This is a genomic window from Gracilimonas sp. (assembly GCF_031581265.1).
Classification (GTDB): Bacteria; Bacteroidota; Rhodothermia; order Balneolales; family Balneolaceae; genus Gracilimonas.
Genome location: NZ_JAVLBQ010000027.1, coordinates 23,845 through 41,319 on the forward strand (window position 1 = coordinate 23,845; position 17,475 = coordinate 41,319).

At 39.3% G+C, this 17,475-nt stretch carries 16 protein-coding genes; 4 read left to right on the forward strand and 12 right to left on the reverse strand.

Annotation, left to right across the window (positions count from 1 at the left end; genetic code table 11):
• Positions 1–106 precede the first annotated feature (106 nt).
• From RI561_RS10075 to RI561_RS10130, 12 genes are all read right to left on the reverse strand, one after another.
• Positions 107–775, reverse strand: coding sequence for a sensor histidine kinase (locus RI561_RS10075; protein ID WP_395080106.1), 669 nt, complete (start codon positions 773–775; stop codon positions 107–109).
• A 21-nt stretch (positions 776–796) separates the two neighbouring features.
• A complete protein-coding gene (locus RI561_RS10080) occupies positions 797–3,982 on the reverse strand; it encodes a HAMP domain-containing protein (RefSeq protein WP_395080107.1) in 3,186 nt (1,061 codons plus the stop codon).
• 41 nt (positions 3,983–4,023) lie between these two features.
• On the reverse strand, positions 4,024–5,007 hold the full coding sequence (locus tag RI561_RS10085) for a 2-hydroxyacid dehydrogenase (protein ID WP_395080108.1): 984 nt from the start codon (positions 5,005–5,007) through the stop codon (positions 4,024–4,026).
• Positions 5,008–5,016: 9 nt separating this feature from the next.
• The gene (gene rsfS / locus RI561_RS10090) at positions 5,017–5,436 is read right to left on the reverse strand and encodes a ribosome silencing factor (protein WP_395080109.1); all 420 of its coding nucleotides are present in this window, start codon (positions 5,434–5,436) and stop codon (positions 5,017–5,019) included.
• 297 nt (positions 5,437–5,733) lie between these two features.
• Positions 5,734–6,090 (reverse strand): hypothetical protein, encoded by a 357-nt coding sequence (locus RI561_RS10095; RefSeq protein WP_395080110.1) that lies wholly within the window; start codon positions 6,088–6,090, stop codon positions 5,734–5,736.
• Between the two features lie 195 nt (positions 6,091–6,285).
• Positions 6,286–7,779, reverse strand: a complete 1,494-nt coding sequence (locus tag RI561_RS10100; protein ID WP_395080111.1) for a hypothetical protein — start codon at positions 7,777–7,779, stop codon at positions 6,286–6,288.
• A gap of 343 nt (positions 7,780–8,122) precedes the next feature.
• A complete protein-coding gene (locus RI561_RS10105; RefSeq protein ID WP_395080112.1) occupies positions 8,123–11,203 on the reverse strand; it encodes a SusC/RagA family TonB-linked outer membrane protein in 3,081 nt (1,026 codons plus the stop codon).
• Between the two features lie 229 nt (positions 11,204–11,432).
• Entirely contained in the window at positions 11,433–12,488 is a 1,056-nt protein-coding gene (locus tag RI561_RS10110) for a FecR family protein (protein WP_395080113.1), read from the reverse strand.
• A gap of 94 nt (positions 12,489–12,582) precedes the next feature.
• Positions 12,583–12,897 (reverse strand): sigma-70 family RNA polymerase sigma factor, encoded by a 315-nt coding sequence (locus RI561_RS10115; RefSeq protein ID WP_395080122.1) that lies wholly within the window; start codon positions 12,895–12,897, stop codon positions 12,583–12,585.
• On the reverse strand, positions 12,881–13,165 hold the full coding sequence (locus RI561_RS10120; protein WP_395080114.1) for an RNA polymerase sigma factor: 285 nt from the start codon (positions 13,163–13,165) through the stop codon (positions 12,881–12,883). Before RI561_RS10120 ends, RI561_RS10115 begins: the two co-directional genes overlap by 17 nt.
• A gap of 184 nt (positions 13,166–13,349) precedes the next feature.
• Positions 13,350–13,814 (reverse strand): LytR C-terminal domain-containing protein, encoded by a 465-nt coding sequence (locus RI561_RS10125; RefSeq protein ID WP_395080115.1) that lies wholly within the window; start codon positions 13,812–13,814, stop codon positions 13,350–13,352.
• Between the two features lie 15 nt (positions 13,815–13,829).
• Positions 13,830–14,336, reverse strand: a complete 507-nt coding sequence (locus RI561_RS10130) for a hypothetical protein (RefSeq protein WP_395080116.1) — start codon at positions 14,334–14,336, stop codon at positions 13,830–13,832.
• Between the two features lie 164 nt (positions 14,337–14,500).
• On the opposite strand from RI561_RS10130, the gene queA reads away from it, so the two are divergent.
• Genes queA through RI561_RS10150 form a run of 4 tightly spaced genes read left to right on the forward strand, consistent with a single transcriptional unit; the run spans position 14,501 to position 17,373 of the window.
• Complete coding sequence (gene queA / locus RI561_RS10135) at positions 14,501–15,556, forward strand: tRNA preQ1(34) S-adenosylmethionine ribosyltransferase-isomerase QueA (RefSeq protein WP_395080117.1); 1,056 nt, start codon at positions 14,501–14,503, stop codon at positions 15,554–15,556.
• Positions 15,557–15,558: 2 nt separating this feature from the next.
• Complete coding sequence (gene ispD, locus RI561_RS10140) at positions 15,559–16,248, forward strand: 2-C-methyl-D-erythritol 4-phosphate cytidylyltransferase (RefSeq protein ID WP_395080118.1); 690 nt, start codon at positions 15,559–15,561, stop codon at positions 16,246–16,248.
• Positions 16,241–16,726: a 2-C-methyl-D-erythritol 2,4-cyclodiphosphate synthase gene (gene ispF / locus RI561_RS10145; RefSeq protein ID WP_395080119.1), complete on the forward strand. Its 486-nt coding sequence runs from the start codon at positions 16,241–16,243 to the stop codon at positions 16,724–16,726. Before ispD ends, ispF begins: the two co-directional genes overlap by 8 nt.
• Positions 16,726–17,373, forward strand: coding sequence for a DedA family protein (locus tag RI561_RS10150; protein ID WP_395080120.1), 648 nt, complete (start codon positions 16,726–16,728; stop codon positions 17,371–17,373). Before ispF ends, RI561_RS10150 begins: the two co-directional genes overlap by 1 nt.
• The last annotated feature ends 102 nt before the right edge of the window (positions 17,374–17,475 follow it).

Sequence of the window (17,475 nt, forward strand, 5' to 3'; positions counted from 1 at the left end):
CGGGAAAGGTACGAACTTAAAGCTATTAAGTTTTAGTGAAATCTTATATCAATACCAATAACCTATAATCCAGAGATTGAAGGGCTATCGAAATTTTAGCTTTGCATCAATTTGAGGAAGCATCCTTTTCAGGTAATTTTATCGTAAAAATAGTTCCCTCCCCAACTGTTGAAGTGAATGAAATATCACCGTTGTGCTCTTGAATTATTTTTTTGGTGATGGCAAGCCCTAAACCTGTTCCGCTCGATTTAGTCGAAAAGTTCGGAACGAATATTTTATCTCTGCTTTCTTCCGGTATACCTTCTCCGTAGTCTTGAACCGATATTTCAACGTTCTCTTTACTGGAGGTGGTTGCAGATTTCAAAATAATTTTACCGCCATCGGGCATTGCCTCATAGGCATTTTTTACCAAATTGATGAAAGCTCTTCGAATTTCGTCTTCCGCTCCCATAATCCAGAGTTTTTGAGGTGAAAGCGCAGTAACTATTTCAAGTTGTTTTTCCTGTGCATATAATTCGGATACTGAAATTAGTAATGCGTTTATTTCAACTGCTTTAAATTCCTGATCTGAAGGCTGAGCAAACTTCGAAAAATCTGAAGCAATTTTGTTCAGAGATTCAATTTGGCCGATCATATTTGCAGCAATTTTTTCGATCTGAGGCTTCATTTTTTGAAACTCTTCTCCCGATACATTAAGCTGTCGCTCCAGATGCTGAAGATTCAACTTCATGGGGGTTAACGGGTTTTTGATTTCATGAGCTACCTGTTGGGCCATTTCTTTCCAAGCGGCTTCGCGCTAAGCTTTGGCAAGTTCTTTTTGAACATCTTGTAAACGGTGAACCATGGTATTGTAAGCCTGCGTCAAAGAACCAATTTCATCCTCACTTTTAACCGGGAGTGTAGTTTCCAGGTCGCCTCCCGATATTTGTTTAAGTCCGGTTCTTAAAGCTTCAAGGGGAGCTGTCAGTTTTCTGGAGATCAATGTGGCTCCGAGGATAAATAATCCAAAAATGAGCACATAAAAACCCAGTAAGTAACTGGTGGTAGCAAGCAATTGTTCATTGAATTTTGGGGCTTCCAAAAATGTAGGAATCGATATGACACCGGCAATATCGTTGTTACCATCAAACCAAGGCTGATATCCAATCAATAATTCCTGGTTGCCAAGTTTTGTTTTTCTGGTGACCTGGTTATTTCCTCGCTCAAAAATGGACTCATATACATCCCACGGAAGGAGATTGGGGAGTACATGTTGAGAATACACCTGCTCTGTAGTAGAGGTTAAAACGGCTTTATTTTGGTAAATGGAAGCATCGGCATCTATTGTAGAAGTAAGTTCGTTAAGGGACAGATCGGCGAGGTCAGCGTTTTCGCTAAGATTGCTGCTTATAACTTCTGTGAGATTATTGAGTTTGCTTAAAAGCTGGTCCTGAACGGTATTCTGGGTTTGATGTTTCACCCCATAGTAGGTAGCACCAATAAGTACAATAAGGCAGGTCAAGGAAGCGAGCGTAAATTGATCTATGAGGCGGTCCCGGAATCGATGCCCAGTTCCTATTATTTCAAGTTTACTCCTTAATTTTATAATCCACAATACAAGCAATCCGAATAAAAAAATGGAAAAATAAAATCGCATAAAGGCAAAAAGATGATTCGCAAACTCGGGATGTTTGGTAGCCGACCGTATTATTTGGTTATCATCATGTATAATAAACAGTTCCCGAAAAGATTGTCCGGTGAACTGGGAGATACGGTGCAGAAGTGAATCTTCCTGAATTTGTGAATATAAAGTTTCCGGTAAACGAGAATACCCCGGCAGGTCAATAGGGGTGCCAACTACATTTTTACGGGCAGATTGTTGGTCAATAAATTCTGTAATGCTGATAGGGGCATTCCAGTTACTATTTTCCTGAGAAGCGATAACGGCCCGAAGAGGTTTATTATGCTGAGGTCTTTCTTGGTACACAGAGCATAAAATCCATCCAAGCCGCTCGGGGTTTTCTCCTTTTTGATATAAGGGAATCCATGCTCTGCGGAAGGTCGAGTAGTTAGAGTTCGATTCATTTAATGGGCGCTTTCTGACAATGGGAATCAGGTTGTTAATACTGATTTGTTCCATTTGAAAAGGGATAATCAGCGATTGCATGTTGAAGGCTTTGGTCCATGCCGGAGAGTCGATATTGGATGAATATTCGCTGATGGTCTCCCCCTCATCATTAATCAACTGAGCAGAAATAGAAAAGCTCTTCCACTCTTCCGGAATCAGGGATTGAATTTGTTGGTTGAATATGCGTTCGGCAAATTCAGGCCTTTCCATCAAATTTTGGGATGAAAAAGGAGACATCGATTGCTCCAGGTTAATGAGCAATTCTCTGACGATTCTGTCGGCCTGTGATTCTTCCTGGTTAGCAAATTCTTCAGCTGCTTGCTCCATCTGTTCATCAAGTCGGTCTGAGTAGCCATTGTACATACCTATGTATGTTATTCCAACTGCGAAAAGACTGAACACGAAAAGCTTTCTTAAAAAAGAAGTGTTGGCTAATGAATAGAGACCTTGCTCTTTAGTCCAAAGCAGGGCGATCAACAGAGAAAAATAAATTAACGCAATTATACTCACTAACAAGGGGAGTGGGGCGGCTCCCAAATAAGTATGAAACATTAATGCGGTGAAAAATCCGGCAAAAGTAATGATAGTTTTTATCGGAAAAACATACTCAAATAGCTGGAAGAGGAAGCGGTTCAGGAAGAATATCAAGAGTATTAAAGAAGTCACAAATACGGATGAGAGTACATAAAAAGAGAGCGTTATGATCGACGGAAAAATTTCCAGGTCTAAGACCGGAATTGAGGTCTCATAGAAGAGGGTATATGTTTCCGTTAGGAAGAAGTAAAATAAAGTGGCACTGAAAAAACCGGAAAGACCCAAAATAGCAGATGATAAATAAAAAGGTGGTGTACTTAATTTCAGGTCATTATTGCTGAGTGGTGTATATGATGAAAGGGTAATTAATAAAATAAAAAGAGCATGAATGCCATAATGTATAAGCGGTTTAATGGAACTTATTCTTTCTTGTTCCAAGGAGTTAAATGTCTGAGTCCATCCAATTTCAAAATTGATGTTGGTGAAGAAAAGCCATGCTATAAGTAAAGCAAATAATTTCACGAAGAGTGACCGCCAGGTGTCGAGTCGTTGTGATATAAAAATTAAAAAGAGAGCAATTAAAACTATCAGTAAGGCATAAAATACCGCCCGATATAAGATTACTTTATTTTGTTGTTCGTTATTGTAATCTGACAGGTCATCCTGCAATGCATAGATGACTCCCGCAGAGTCAACGCTGTGAGTAGATATATTGGCGAAGTATATTGAGTTTTCAGGAGGGGTATCAAAGAAGCTGAAGCGTACCGGGTATTCTGATGGAGACTGGAATAAGGATTGGGAAGTTAATTCTGAATTTCTACCGATCGGCAGAACATTTTCTTGTTGAATTTTCTTCCGTGTGACAAGTATATATTTGTGAGCAGTATCACGCTGAATCACAAAAGAATTGGTATACCGTAGGTAGGTAATGTTATTATTTCGTGCAACCTCAGTATGAGGGCGGCTTATTTGAGCAGAATCTATTGATAGTTCCGCTGGGCCAAAACCATTCCATAGAATTAGTTCGTCTCCCTTGAAAACCGAAATCCCCCAAAAATCATCTTCATTGGTATTTGGGATGGTAGAAATATCGGTATCTGGATTATCGCTTAACTCTTCTCGAAGGTCAGAAAAAAGGGCATTGCTTTGTGACAGAAAATCTGACTCAAACTCTGAAAATCTTTGCAGAGCTTGGGTGACTGACTCAGTAGCTTTTTTGTTCAGCTCCTCATTATTAAGCGCACTTTGAGATGCTGTTATTTCATACAATCCATAGCCGAGGGCTGTGAAAACCAGCAGAGAAGCAACAAACCAGGTTTTATTTTTTATCAGGGGAGTCAAATTAGCTCATTTCGTAATTGATGAATGAATATGAGCGATAATTAACGGCTAATCAAGTTTGGTATTTCGTGATTCGGTTTACCCTGCAGAACTGCAACGATAGCTTCGGCAGCCAACTGACCAATAGCTTCCCTGGTTTTATGGGTGGCACTGGCAATGTGGGGAAGGAGGAGAGTATTGGGTGCAGATAATAATTCAGGGTGAACTTTGGGCTCTTCTTCAAATACATCAAGAGCAGCACCGGCTATGGCTTTTTGATGAAGCGCTTCTGCTAAAGCTTCCTCATCAATTACAGCACCTCTTGATATATTCACTAACAGGGCATGATCTTTCATTATCGCCAATAGTTCTTGGTCAACCAGATGGTGAGTTTCATCAGTAAGAGGACAGTTTAGGCTGAGTACATCACATTTTTTTGCAAGTTCTTTATGGTCGGATATATACGTTGCATCAAGTTGTTGTTCTATATCTCTATCCACGGGCGTACGGTTGTGGTAGATGATATTCATCCCGAAAGCTTTAGCTCGATTAGCAAAAGCTTGTCCGATTCTACCCATTCCAATAATACCCAGTGTACGACCTCGAAGCTCCATTCCTAAAAATCCTAAAGGTTCCCAACCCTTGAACTTACCATCTCTCAAATATTGTTCAGCTTCTTTAAACTTTCTTGAAAGTGCGAGTAGCAATCCCATAGCATAATCTCCGCATGCTTCGGTTAGCACATCAGGAGTATTGGCTACTTTGATTCCCATTTCATGTGCTGCTTCCACATTAATATTATCATACCCAACGGCAAAGTTAGCTACTATTTCGAGATTGTCCCCATGCTTTAAAACCTGCTCAGTAACCGGGGTGGAAAGCATACACAGTAAAGCGTGGTACTGAGAAATATCTTCGATGAGTCGATCTTCTGATTGGTAAGCTCCCTTTTCGCCGACTACGACCTTTCCAAAGTCCTCAAGAAAAGAAATAGTCTTTTGAGGAATGGGCTCTGTGATCAGAATTTTATATGCGCTTGTACTCAAAAGAAAAGATTAGGATTCGTCAGCGTCTTTTATATATGTGATATCTGCATCATTCCACATTCGTTCGATGCCATAAAAATCGCGTTTCTCTTTACTCATTATATGAACCACGACATTCACAAAATCTAAAATAACCCAATTACGACCCTGCAGCCCCTCTTTTTTCCATGCTTTTTCTTCCAGTTGTTCCCGCACATCTTCCTCAACAGCATCAGCCAAGGCTTTAATTTGAATGTCGGAAGTACCGTGGCATACCACAAAATAATCAGTGAGGGTTGTCAGTTTTGAGACATCTAAAACCGTTATTTCTTTTCCCTTTCGGCTGAGTAATGCTTCCGTAATAGTCTCAACCATTTCTTTGGAATCGGTGCTTTCTTCAGAAAATGAATTTTGGAATTGTTGTTTTGAGGGTGCTTTAATTTTTGTCATCGACGATTATCAACTTGAATTTTGTTCTTGGTTCATTATCTATTTCTTAAAATGAGAAAAAGAAAGGGAACATTCCGAGTTCTTTGCAGACTGCTAACAAGGAATGCCTTATACTCATCAAAGATAAGGCTGTTATAGCAGCATTCTTAATATTAAATGAGTTTAAAAAATTAGAAATAAAAAAAAGGAGAAAATTTCAATTTTCTCCTTTTGGCATTTCGGCTGTTGAGGACAAATCAACTAAGCCACTTTAACAAAAACGTTGTTTGGTTAAAAACTCATGCCGGTATACCTAAGTTAGTTTAAACCCTTAACCTGAAATTCTGTCTTGAAAGCATCGGCTATTTCTTCAATTTTTGCTATAGCCTGTTCAGTTAATGGGCTGAATTTCCATTCCCCGGTTTCAGAATCCTGGTATTGATTTTCTGCTATTAATGTGACTTTGTAAATGTGTCCTGAGCTTCCTGCTGTTGCTCTTGGAGTAGCCCGAACAATAAGTCGTGTATTTACTTGTCGAATACCAAGTTGCACTTCATCTTCCAATGGTGGTCTTTTTCTCCATCTTGATTCAAAATAAACATCACTTAACGATTCTTCCTGTCTTTGAACTTCATATCCAAATCGAGAGAAAATTCGAGGGGTTTCTATTTTCATTGTACTAATGTTGGAAACTCCAAGACGTTCTTGGTGCCGATTATCACCGCCAAGATTTGAGGCAGCACTACAGCTAATAATTATGAAGCTTAAGGCGATACATGTGAATATATATAGTGTTCTTTTGGTCATATTGTTTTATTGAATGAAAAATCACCCCACCTTTAATTTTATATAAAGGAGGGGTGAATATTATTATTCTGCACTACCTTCGTTACCTACACCACCGTAGGTATAAAGGGGAATGCCCAATGTTTGAAGTTCACGTCCGGGTACTGGGAAGTGGTAAAAAGTACCTTCGGTTAAAGTGCCAGAACCACGCCTGTCGAGATATGCTCTTAAGGCATCAGTTCCAGCAAGCTCAATCATTCTTTCATAATAAATGGCGTCAAGGAGTGAGCCTGGGGAGCCATCAGCCATGACTGGTGCTGAACCGGCAGGGACGCCATCAACAGTGACCGGGGCTAATTCTCCATTTGCAACTCGGGTTTTGTTAACCAAGTCTGCCGCTTCCTGGAGATTCGCAGCTCCACCAATTTGGACTAAAGCTTCAGCTTTAAAAAGGTCCATTTCTGCTTTTTGAATTAACGCATGAGGACCTTCCCACCAAACACCATCTCTTCGGTACCACTGATAGTAAGAATTGTGATAAATCCCTCTTTCTGTTCTATTGAGGCCATAAGATGCAGATCTGAAATATTTTCCATCCGTTTCGGCTGAATCACCGTGTGAGGTAATTCGGCGATCAGGAGTGTATATAAGGAATGCCTCTCTGTCGTTTAAATCGGAATTAAGCCAATTTTGGTAAGCACCACTGGTATCTGCAGGTCCCACTAATTTATTATCAGCGTGAGCTCTGTAAGAACTACCGGTTTGCGCTCTGTAATGGTACGAGCTGGTTAAGTCGGGGTATTCCATTACGATATTGAAGTCTTCAGTTATACCATTATCGATATAGGATAGTACCTTATCCCAATCTAAAGCATTTCTTTCAGCCGGTGTTCGTGCACCGTAAACCATTACTCTTGCTGCAAATGAACTTGATACTCTTGCAAGTTCATCATTAGAGAGTGGAGCACCGAGCATCCAGTCATTAGGTAAAGAAAAGCTACTGGTTTCCATATAATCAATAGCTGCGTCTAACTTTTCAAGAGAAGCATCTATTACTTCAGGGTAAGGCTTGTAGGCAAGCTCCTGTTCGTTCTCGAGATTAGTATTTTCATCCGTGATAGAACCTTGGTCAAAAAGCATGCCAATGTATCCAAGACTTACACCTTGCATAAATTTGGCAAAACCTACAGCCCGTGGAGTATTATCATTTCCATCTTCATCAATGATTTCTAAACCACCATCAATAGCTGCGAGGCCTTCATTAGCACTTGAAAGGGCTCCATACCAAGCATACCATTGATACCTTCCGGTTTCATGGGCATCTGAAGTAGGACTATTGTTAAGTGCTGTTCGTGGTTCTGAAGACATTTCCAGAGCAGCATTATTAGCATAGGTTCCACTCATCTCGTCTGCAATCAAAGGCATGGTATTGATGGAAGTACCTGATGTTTGGGTTCTTCCCCAATACTCTTGAAAGGTACTGGCTATGAGCTTCTCAACATCACCCGGATTACTTAACGCGCGTACTCTATCGGGGGCGGTTTTATTTTGAACGCCAAGATCTTGGCAAGAATACATACTAAGGCACAAAATCAAAACAAAGTATTTTACACCTGGCGTGTATTCCCTTATATCAAAGGGTATTTTACTATTAAACATAAGTTTCCTGTTATTCGGTTTAAAATGAGATTTCAATTGTACCTGTAAAGGTGCTCGTTACGGGATAGCCAAAATTGTCTATTCTTTGGAGCACAGAACCTACTTCAGGGTCGAAGCCCGAGTAATTACTAATCGTAAGTAGGTTTCTGCCTATTGCACCTAATGAAATAGAGTGAACACCACCCAAGCCTATCTTAGAAAGTTGCTCTTTTCTAACCGTGTATTTAACAGCAAGTTCACGCAGTTTCAGGTACGTTCCACTTTATGAAAACTCTTTGGTGTAGTTGCTGAAGTTGTACAGTGTTTGGTAATATCCAAGAGGCTTCTTGGTTGCTTCTGATTTACCTCTTTGATCCATGTCACCATGGTTCTCATAGAAATAAAGACGTTGGCGAGTGTAGTTATATACATTTCCGCCAATTTGAGCATGTAGGTGGGAATGCACGGTGAAACCTTTATAGTAGAAGTTATTTAGTAATCCCAGGTTAAAATCCGGATTACTGCTACCAATTTTTACGGTTGCCGGCCCGCCGGTTTCATCTCTGGCTATTATTGGGTGTCCCCACTTGTATTGCTCGCCATCAATCTCAACTGTTGAACCCCATAAGTCTTTTTCAAGGCCTTCTTTCCAGGAATTCCCAGAACCTACAGCAACAACATATCCGTCGTCATTGATCTGGAATTGATCACTATTGGCTTGTAACTCTTGAGGTAAATTGTTTAAGCTTCTGTAGTGATACTCACCATACATGTCACTTAAGTTGGCTCCTTCTTCAATCAGTCTAAAACCTGAGAAGTAAGAAGGTCTGTTCCACTCTTCAATTTCACTGTTTGATTTATCGGCTACAAGAGTTGCTGAACATCGGGCATCACGGGTATTTATAATTTGAGCCTCAATAGTAGCTTCTAAGGTGGTACCACCAAACTTACCGTCATTAACAACCTGTGCAGGATAACCATATACGGCTTGCAGAGGTTTAGTTAATAACTGCTGATCTGTTAATTGGGTTACATAGGTTAACTGAAATGAGTACCGATCATAGAGAATCATATCGAGCCCGAATTCTTGCTCGGTAGTTTTTTCAGGTCGCAGATTACGATTCCCTAAAGAACTTCTTGATACACTCCCGGTAGATGTATTATAACTCCAGGTCTCAAAGCGATCTCCAAACCCTGGTCTACCACCTGCAGTACCTTGTGAATAGCGTAGTTTGAATTCGGTTATGTCATCAATATTCCACCACTTTTCTTTAGATAAACGATAGCTTAATCCTACTCTGTAGTAGGTATTCCATCTTGCATCGGGTCCAAAAAGTGAGCTTCCATCTCTTCGAATTAGCAGATCGGCAATGTATTTGTCATCATAATCTAATCCGGATTGCACAAAATAGCCGTTAGATTTTATCTCCTGAACGTAGGAGGAAGCATACTGTTCTTCGGTGTAGTCCAAATCAGGAAGACCAACTAAAGCAAAGGTGTTTCCACTGGCTCTAATACTATTGTAAGTTTCACTTTCAAACATCCCTCTTAAGGTAATTCGGGTGTTTAGCTTTCCGAATCTTTTAAGGCCACTCAAGCTAAAAGAGCCGTTCAGGGCATCGGTATATGTTACAGATTTAGATAGGGACCCATCTGATCTGCTTTCTTCATTTGGTGAAGTTGGGGTGCCTTTAGCCGTGTATGAGCTAGAAATAATATCAGAACGATCGTAGCTAAAGTTACCGGATGCATTCAGCCATTTGAAGGGGGTGAACCTAACATCAATGCTGGCTAATGTCCTTTGGCGGTCGGAGTAACTATCCGATGAAGCCTGTGCCCAAATGGGGTTAGTGAGGTTTACTGATGAATCAGGCTGAATGAGATAGTCTCCATTTTCATCTTTTTTTCCTAAATCAACAGTTCTTGGATATAAAAGAAGGGATTGAAATCCGCTTGCATTATTATCACGATGTCCTCTGTTATGATAGGCGCTGACGCTTAAATATAGTTTGTCATTTATAATATGATCTACATTTACTCTAAAGTTGTTTCTTTTGAAACCATCACTGTTTGCCAATGATCCTTCCTCACGGTAATTATTGGCAGAAATCATAAAGTTAGTGCGATCGAGGCGTTGACTTACACTAATACTGTTGGTCCTAAAAACACCTGGATTATAGAATGTGCCGAGGTTGTCATACAAAGGAACGCCATATTCATTGTCCATCATAAGATCGTCTGAAGTTACTCTGGCATTTGGGTCTGTTGTCACATTCCCATCGCTATCTATGAATTTTCCATCCTCATTAGTTTTATAAAAATGGCTGTTAGAAACTGGAAAATCTGAAGCAGCTTGTGTTACTCCCAGCTCTCCGCGATAGGTGATTCTGGTTTCATCAAGGTTTAGATTTTTACCTCTGGAGGTAGTAATTGAAATTACTCCACCTGCCGCTCTTGAACCATAAAGAGATGCTGCAGCAGCTCCTTTAATAACTTCTACATCTTCAATATCAAGTGATTCCAAGTCGACGGTTGTTCCTCCAAAGGAAGTACCGAGTACAACTCCATCCACTACATACATGGGAGAGTTACTGCCTTCAATAGAAGTAGGAGTCCGCAACATGATATACACTCCGGTACCTGGCTGTCCGCCACTTCGAACAATTTGTGCACCTGCAACTTTACCCTGAATAGCTCCCAGAGCTGAGTTGGTGGTGGGTACGGAAGCAATATTTTCTTTGCTTACCTTTCCAATTGAGAATGGAATTTTCTTTCCGTCAATAGGGTCAACCATGCCACTTACTACCATTTCATCAAGTGTAAATGAGCTGGGATTGAGTTCGAAGTCGACAACTAAGTTGTCATTTGAGCTTACCGTTATATCTTTGGTTACTTTTCTGTATCCGAGGAAACTGGCTGTAAGTTTATACTCACCGGGTTCAACACCATCAATGGAATATTTACCATCAATACCGGTTGCATCTCCCTTTCCACGGTCTTCCAGGTAAACACTGGCACCGATTACAGTTTCGCCGGTTTGAGCATCAATTACGGTACCTGATATGGTTCCATTTAGAATAGCTTCTTCTTTTTTTAAAATCACAACTTGCCCGGAAGGGGAAGCCATTATTCGTAAATTAGTATTTTCTACCACAGCTTGAAGAGCATCTATAACACTTATACTATTTCGCTCCAGTGTAATGTTAATCTCCGGCAATATGTTTTTAGCATAGGTAAGCCTCGTATTTCCTTTTTTGCTAATTAATTGCAAGGCTTTTTCAATTGATACATTACTTAAATCTATATCAATTTTTTGTTTGAAAGCGGTTGTGCTTTCTGCATGTGCATACCAGTTAATTGGCACAAAGTTTGACTCTTGCGTTTGCTTTGCAATGCTTGTTGAGGATAAACTCGAGCAAAATGCAAAGACTAACGTCAATATTATTGTAGCATGTTTTGTCATATTATTTCGTTAGGCTAGTGTTATTGTTTTAATGATATGGAGTGAGAAAATTTTTAATGTGATGAATGTATTTCCGGTGGCCATATAAAATGACGGAATCATCAATAGGCTTTAATCCCAACTATCTTTACTATTTTTGTGAAAATGTATAGGTGTTATCTTTTTTAGAGAGGTTGATGTCTAATGACAAGGAAATAGCTTCTAATACTTCATTCAGTTGTTGGTTTTTAAAAGTACTTGCTAGCTCTTTTTTACCCATTTCTTCTTCACCGATAGTAGATTTAATGTCAATATCGTACCAACGTTCTAGTTTTTTTATTACAGTAGGCAGGGCAGTGTCTTTAAATACAAGTTTACCAGTAATCCACCCGGTGTGATAATCAAGATCTTCTATGGATTGAACAGAAACAGTTTTACTGTCAAAGGATAAAATACCGAGCTTGCCGGCAGTTAAAATGGTTGCATTTTGAGTAGATTGATTCGAGCTAAATGCTACTTTGCCTTCGGTTACAGCAACTTCTTGTTGATTTGTCTCCGGGAAAGCATTTACATTAAATTTTGTACCTAATACTTCTATTCTTCCGTGGTTTGTTTCAACAATAAATGGAAGGTCTGCATTTTTAGTAATTTCAAAATAGGCTTCCCCTTCAATAAACACTTTTCTGTTTTTGTCATTAAAATCGGGCTGTAATATGAGCCTGCTGTCTGCGGCTAAATAAACTTTGCTATTATCTGGCAGGTTAAGAGTAGAACGTTGTCCTTTTTGATTAGAAAACTCTTTAACAGGTGCAGCTTCTTCGATGGCTAAAGACTTTTTCACCTGTTTGTTTTGAAAAGACAATACACCAACCAACACCGCAAATAATAATATAGCAGCTACTTTTAAATAGTGTTTCCAAGAAGAGGCATTCTCCCGTTTTGTCGGGATAGGAATTGGGGCGGATGCTCTTTCTTTTTCTCTTATTTGATTATTCAGCTTAGCCCAGGCTGCTTCAGTATCCCAAACTTGACGGGTGGTTTTACTTGCCTCCCAAGCTTCACGGGCATTCTCGAATTTTGTTTTGTTTTCAGCTGAACTGTTTACCCATTCTTTAATTGTATTAGTTTCAGCTTCGCTGGCATTACCTGAAAAATATTTTGCAAGTATGTTCCAGTCTATATCGTCATAATCAGAATTAAAACTCATGTGCTTTTTTTTAGTGTCCTTTCTTATAAGACACTAAATCATGAGGTATACCCCTACAAGAAATTCTAATTACTTTTGATAGATGTGATCTCTGCTAATTTTTAACATGAGTAAAGAAGCTTTGAAGTTCATTACGAAGGGCTTTTAAAGCTCTGCCCATATGTGTTTCAACGGTTTTTTTCGAAATGTTTAAAACAGATGCAATTTCATTGTAGGTAAGTTCGCTTTCTCTGCTAAGGATAAATACAAGTCTGCGCTTGTCAGGCATCACTTCGTATGCTTTTTGGAGTGCTTCACGAAGGTCGCGAACATGTTGTTCCTCTTCAATATGGCAGTGTTTAAAAATAGAATGGATTGTTTGATCTAATTCAGAGGCAGAGGTGTGTTTTTCATTATCCCGCAGAAAAATTCAACGCTTTATTTCTGGCAGAACTGTATATATAGGTTTTAACATTATCTTGTGGATTCCAGTCCATCCCTGTTTCATAGATGTCGAGGAAGAGCGATTGTACAATATCTTCAGCAGATTGTTTGTTGTGTACATACCTCAAAACGAACTCACATAAAGGGGCGTGAAAATACTTGAATAGCTTTTTGAAAGCTTGATGATCTCCACGACGTATTTTCTGTGCCAATCGCAAAAGGTCTTTTTGCGTAAGTTCGTCGAGGTTTGACATAAAACTTGTGCTTTAGGCTAAAAACTTAAATTCATTGGCGATTTTAAAAAGGCGATTGATAATCGACAAAATTGATTGAAATAAAAAACGTAATAAAATATTATCAATTATTTGTAAACAAAGCTAAGGCGAAGAAGGTAGTTTTGGATAAGAAATTAAGGTAGGCAAAAAGTAAATTTACTACTTAATCGGTATTTAATTTTTCGTAATCGTGGCCAATAACCACACTAACATCGAGATAAAAATCAGCGGAAGATTCTTGAATTACATTTTGTTCAGAAACTCCTAAGGCATTTGCTACTCTGTAAGCATTATCCATAACCCCGCTTCTGGATATTATAACAGTTTCTTGTAGGTCAAATGTTTCGAAATTCCCGGTTTCCACTACATCAAAACCATTCGCGCGAAGTAAGCCGGTGTAAGCGTTGGCAATACCGGGAACACCACAGCCATTTAACACTTCAATCTGAATAACTTCGCTTATCAGTTGCGATTGAAGTTCAGAGCGTTCATTAAAAATACGGGGATAAACAATGCGGGTAAAAAGTGCTGCCACTAATACCAATAGCAGAACACTCAGAAATCCAATGGCAGCGTTTAAATATAGTTGATTAGTATCGGAGGAACTTTTGCTGTCTTCTTTTGTCATTAACTACACGTTCTACTAATACCAAGGGTTGAACCTGTTGTAGCCATAATTTCCAAACCCCCGATTATAAAATCCGTAGGAACGAGGTAGCTGCTGATACTGAAAACTAATGCGGGCGTTATCACTAATGTCATAATTAAGTTCCGCATTTCTGATAATGATTTCACCATTCATGTTGTTGTTGGTGTTTACAAAATCAGAGCCGCCAAAGGGAGAATGCAGAAAAGAAACATCTACACGACCGGTTAAATCTTTGGTGAAGTTGAAATGAAGGGTATTAGTATAAGCATTAACATTTTGATAAGAACCGCCGTACGATCCAAAATTCATTGAATAGGAATGGCTCATTGTGACTTTGTTCTGGAAAAAATCATTTAACCAATTTTGCACTGTGGGAGCCTGTGCGTTTATAATGGGGCCCGAAAATTCATAGGATTTTGGCGCATCACTCCGTAGTTGAGCTGATAATTGCACACTAAATAATAGAAGGAATATAACAGTAGTAGAAAATAATTTTTTCATGATACTCAATTGATTTATAATCACAACGCAAAAGCACATCAATAAGTATAACGAATAGGGCTAAATAATGAAACAACTTACTTTAAGTTGTGGAATTGAAATAGCTATAGAAAAACTGTATCTTTATCAACTTTTCCAATTAGACCGAAAACCTAAATATATACATGAAGCTCACCGATTTTAAATTTGAGATTGACGATTTAAATATCCCTGAAGAACCGCTGGAAAAAAGAGATTCAGCAAAATTAATGGTTCTAAATCGTGCAGAAAAAACAATTGAACATACCACCTTCGATAAAATTCACGAATATGTGAATGATGGTGATGTAATGATTTACAACAACACAAAAGTATTTCCTGCTCGCCTGGAGGGCAAGAAGGAGAAAACGGAAGCCGATATTGAAGTATTTTTACTACGAGAGTTGATGCCCGAAAATATGCTTTGGGATGTGTTGGTAGAGCCTGCCCGCAAAATCAGAATCGGCAATAAATTATATTTCGGAGAAGAAGATGAAGAGCTGATGGCAGAGGTTGTAGATAATACAACTTCACGAGGAAGAACTATTCGTTTTTTATATGAGGGGCCCAACCAAGAACTGTATAAGCGCTTGGATGAGTTAGGAAAAATGCCTCTCCCTCCGTATGTAGAAAGGGAGCCTGTTGAGGAAGATAAAGAGCGATATCAAACGATATTTGCTACAGAAAGAGGGGCGGTTTCAGCTCCTAATGCCGGAATGCATTTCACCCCGGAATTGGTGGAAAAATTAGAAAAGAAAGGTATCGAGTTTTTGCCAACCACGCTTCATATTGGTTGGGGAATTTTCCGAAATGTAGAAGTGGAAGATCTTACGAAGCACCGAATGGATTCGGATAATTATTTCATATCAAAAGACACGTCCGATAAAATCAACGAAACACTCAAGAAAAAGAAAAATAGAGTGATTGCCGTGGGCTCAAGTCCTACACGTACCATCGAGACCAGTGTAATGGCCAGTGGTATGTCAAAACCGGGTACCGGATGGACAGATAAGTTTATTTACCCACCTTATGATTTTAAGATCACCGAGGGACTAATTATTAACTTTCATCAGCCTGAATCAACACGCTTAATGTTGGCAGCCGCTTTTGCGGGATACGACTTTATGATGGAAGCATACGAAGAAGCGAAGAAAGAAAATTACCGAATGTTTACCTTCGGTGATGCAATGCTGATTCTATAATCATGTCCAAACTGTCGGTCATAATACCGGCGGCAGGGTCGGGTAAAAGAATGGGAACCGAGACCCCTAAGCCTTTTTTAAAGGTTGGGGGAAAGCCCATACTTCAGCATACGATTGTAAACTTTGTGGGCTTACCACAAGTTTCCCAAATAATTATTGCTGCTTCCAGCGAGAATTTTTCAGAAGTGGAATCTATTTGCAGCTCATTCACCCAAAAAGTGAATTATTTTGTCATAGTTGAAGGTGGAAGTGAAAGGCAACAATCCATTGAGAATGCTATCCAAAAGGTTGGTGATGATATAGATCTGGTAGCAATTCATGACGCAGTTCGTCCTTTTATTCGAGCATCTTTGATAAATAAAGCCTGTGAAGTTGCCGAACAAGTCGGAGGTGCAGTAATAGGTATTCCATCAAAAGATACTATAAAGCAAGTTGATGAAGATCTTATTATAAAGTTAACGCCTGACAGGGCTAGCTTATGGCAAGCTCAAACTCCCCAGGTTTTTAAAACTGAACTTCTTAAGAAAGCATATTCAGCTGCTTCCAATTTTGTTGGAACAGACGATGCATCATTAGTGGAGCGTATCGGAGGTACTGTAAAGATGATTGAAGGTGGTCCTGAAAATATAAAAATTACCTATCCATTCGATCTGAAAGTAGCCGCATCAATATTGGAGGGAAATCATGAGTAATATTCGAATTGGTTATGGCTACGATGTACACCAACTAAAGAAGGGCAGGAAACTTATATTAGGTGGAGTTGAAATTCCTTATGATAAAGGACTCTTAGGGCATTCTGATGCGGATGTACTACTACATGCCATAACAGATGCCCTGTTGGGATCTTTAGCATTAGGAGACCTTGGCACACATTTTCCTGACACCAATGAAAAATACAAAGATGCTGATAGTAGAAAGTTACTAAGAAGAAGCTACACTTTGATAACTGCAGAGGGGTATGAATTGGTGAACCTTGATGCGACTTTGATTGCAGAAAAGCCAAAATTATCACCCTATATTGAAGCTATGCGGAAATGCATTGCCGATGATTTTGATACTTCAATAAAGAATATATCCGTTAAAGCTACTACATCTGAGAAATTAGGGTTTATTGGACGCGAAGAAGGGATAGCTGCACAGGCAGTGCTACTTGTCAAAAAAACAGGCTAATGGCGGATCAAATAATTCAAAATATTGTTGACTGGATAAGTTATGCTCCTCCAATAGGAATTTATCTGATTTTTCTGGCTGTAGCTTATTTTGAGAATTTAATACCCCCCATGCCCGGCGATGTTTTGGTAGCCTTCGGTGGATATTTGGCAGCAGAAGGAGTTATAAAACTATTTCCAATTTGGAGTTTAACTATTGGAGCTTCAGTTGTTGGATTCATGACAATGTATTGGCTGGGATTAAGGTGGGGAACACAAATTGAAGAGAACAGGGAAAGCCATTTTATACTCCGTTTTATACCCTATAAATATTTTAAAAGAGGTAAATTATGGATGAAGCGTTGGGGGCAAGGGGTGGTTATAGCCAATAGATTTTTAGCCGGAACCCGGTCAGTCATTTCTTTAACAGCAGGCATGTCCGGGCTCCCGATTGTGCCTACAGTACTAAGTTCGCTATTGAGTTCAATTTTATGGAACAGCCTGTTGATAGGTATGGGGTGGATTATTCGTGATAATTGGCCAATAATTGGGGATTATTTATCCAATTATGGGAAAATTATTTTGGCTCTTATTATTCTTTTTATAGTAGGAAAAGTTTACTTTTCATATTCGGCAAAAAAGACTTCAAACACCAACAGAGGTAACTGAAAGTTTTTAATAAATTGTATTGACAATCAATGCAATCATACTTAATTTTGAAGTCTTTCGCGAAAAGCCAGTGTAGCTCAGTTGGTAGAGCAACGGTTTTGT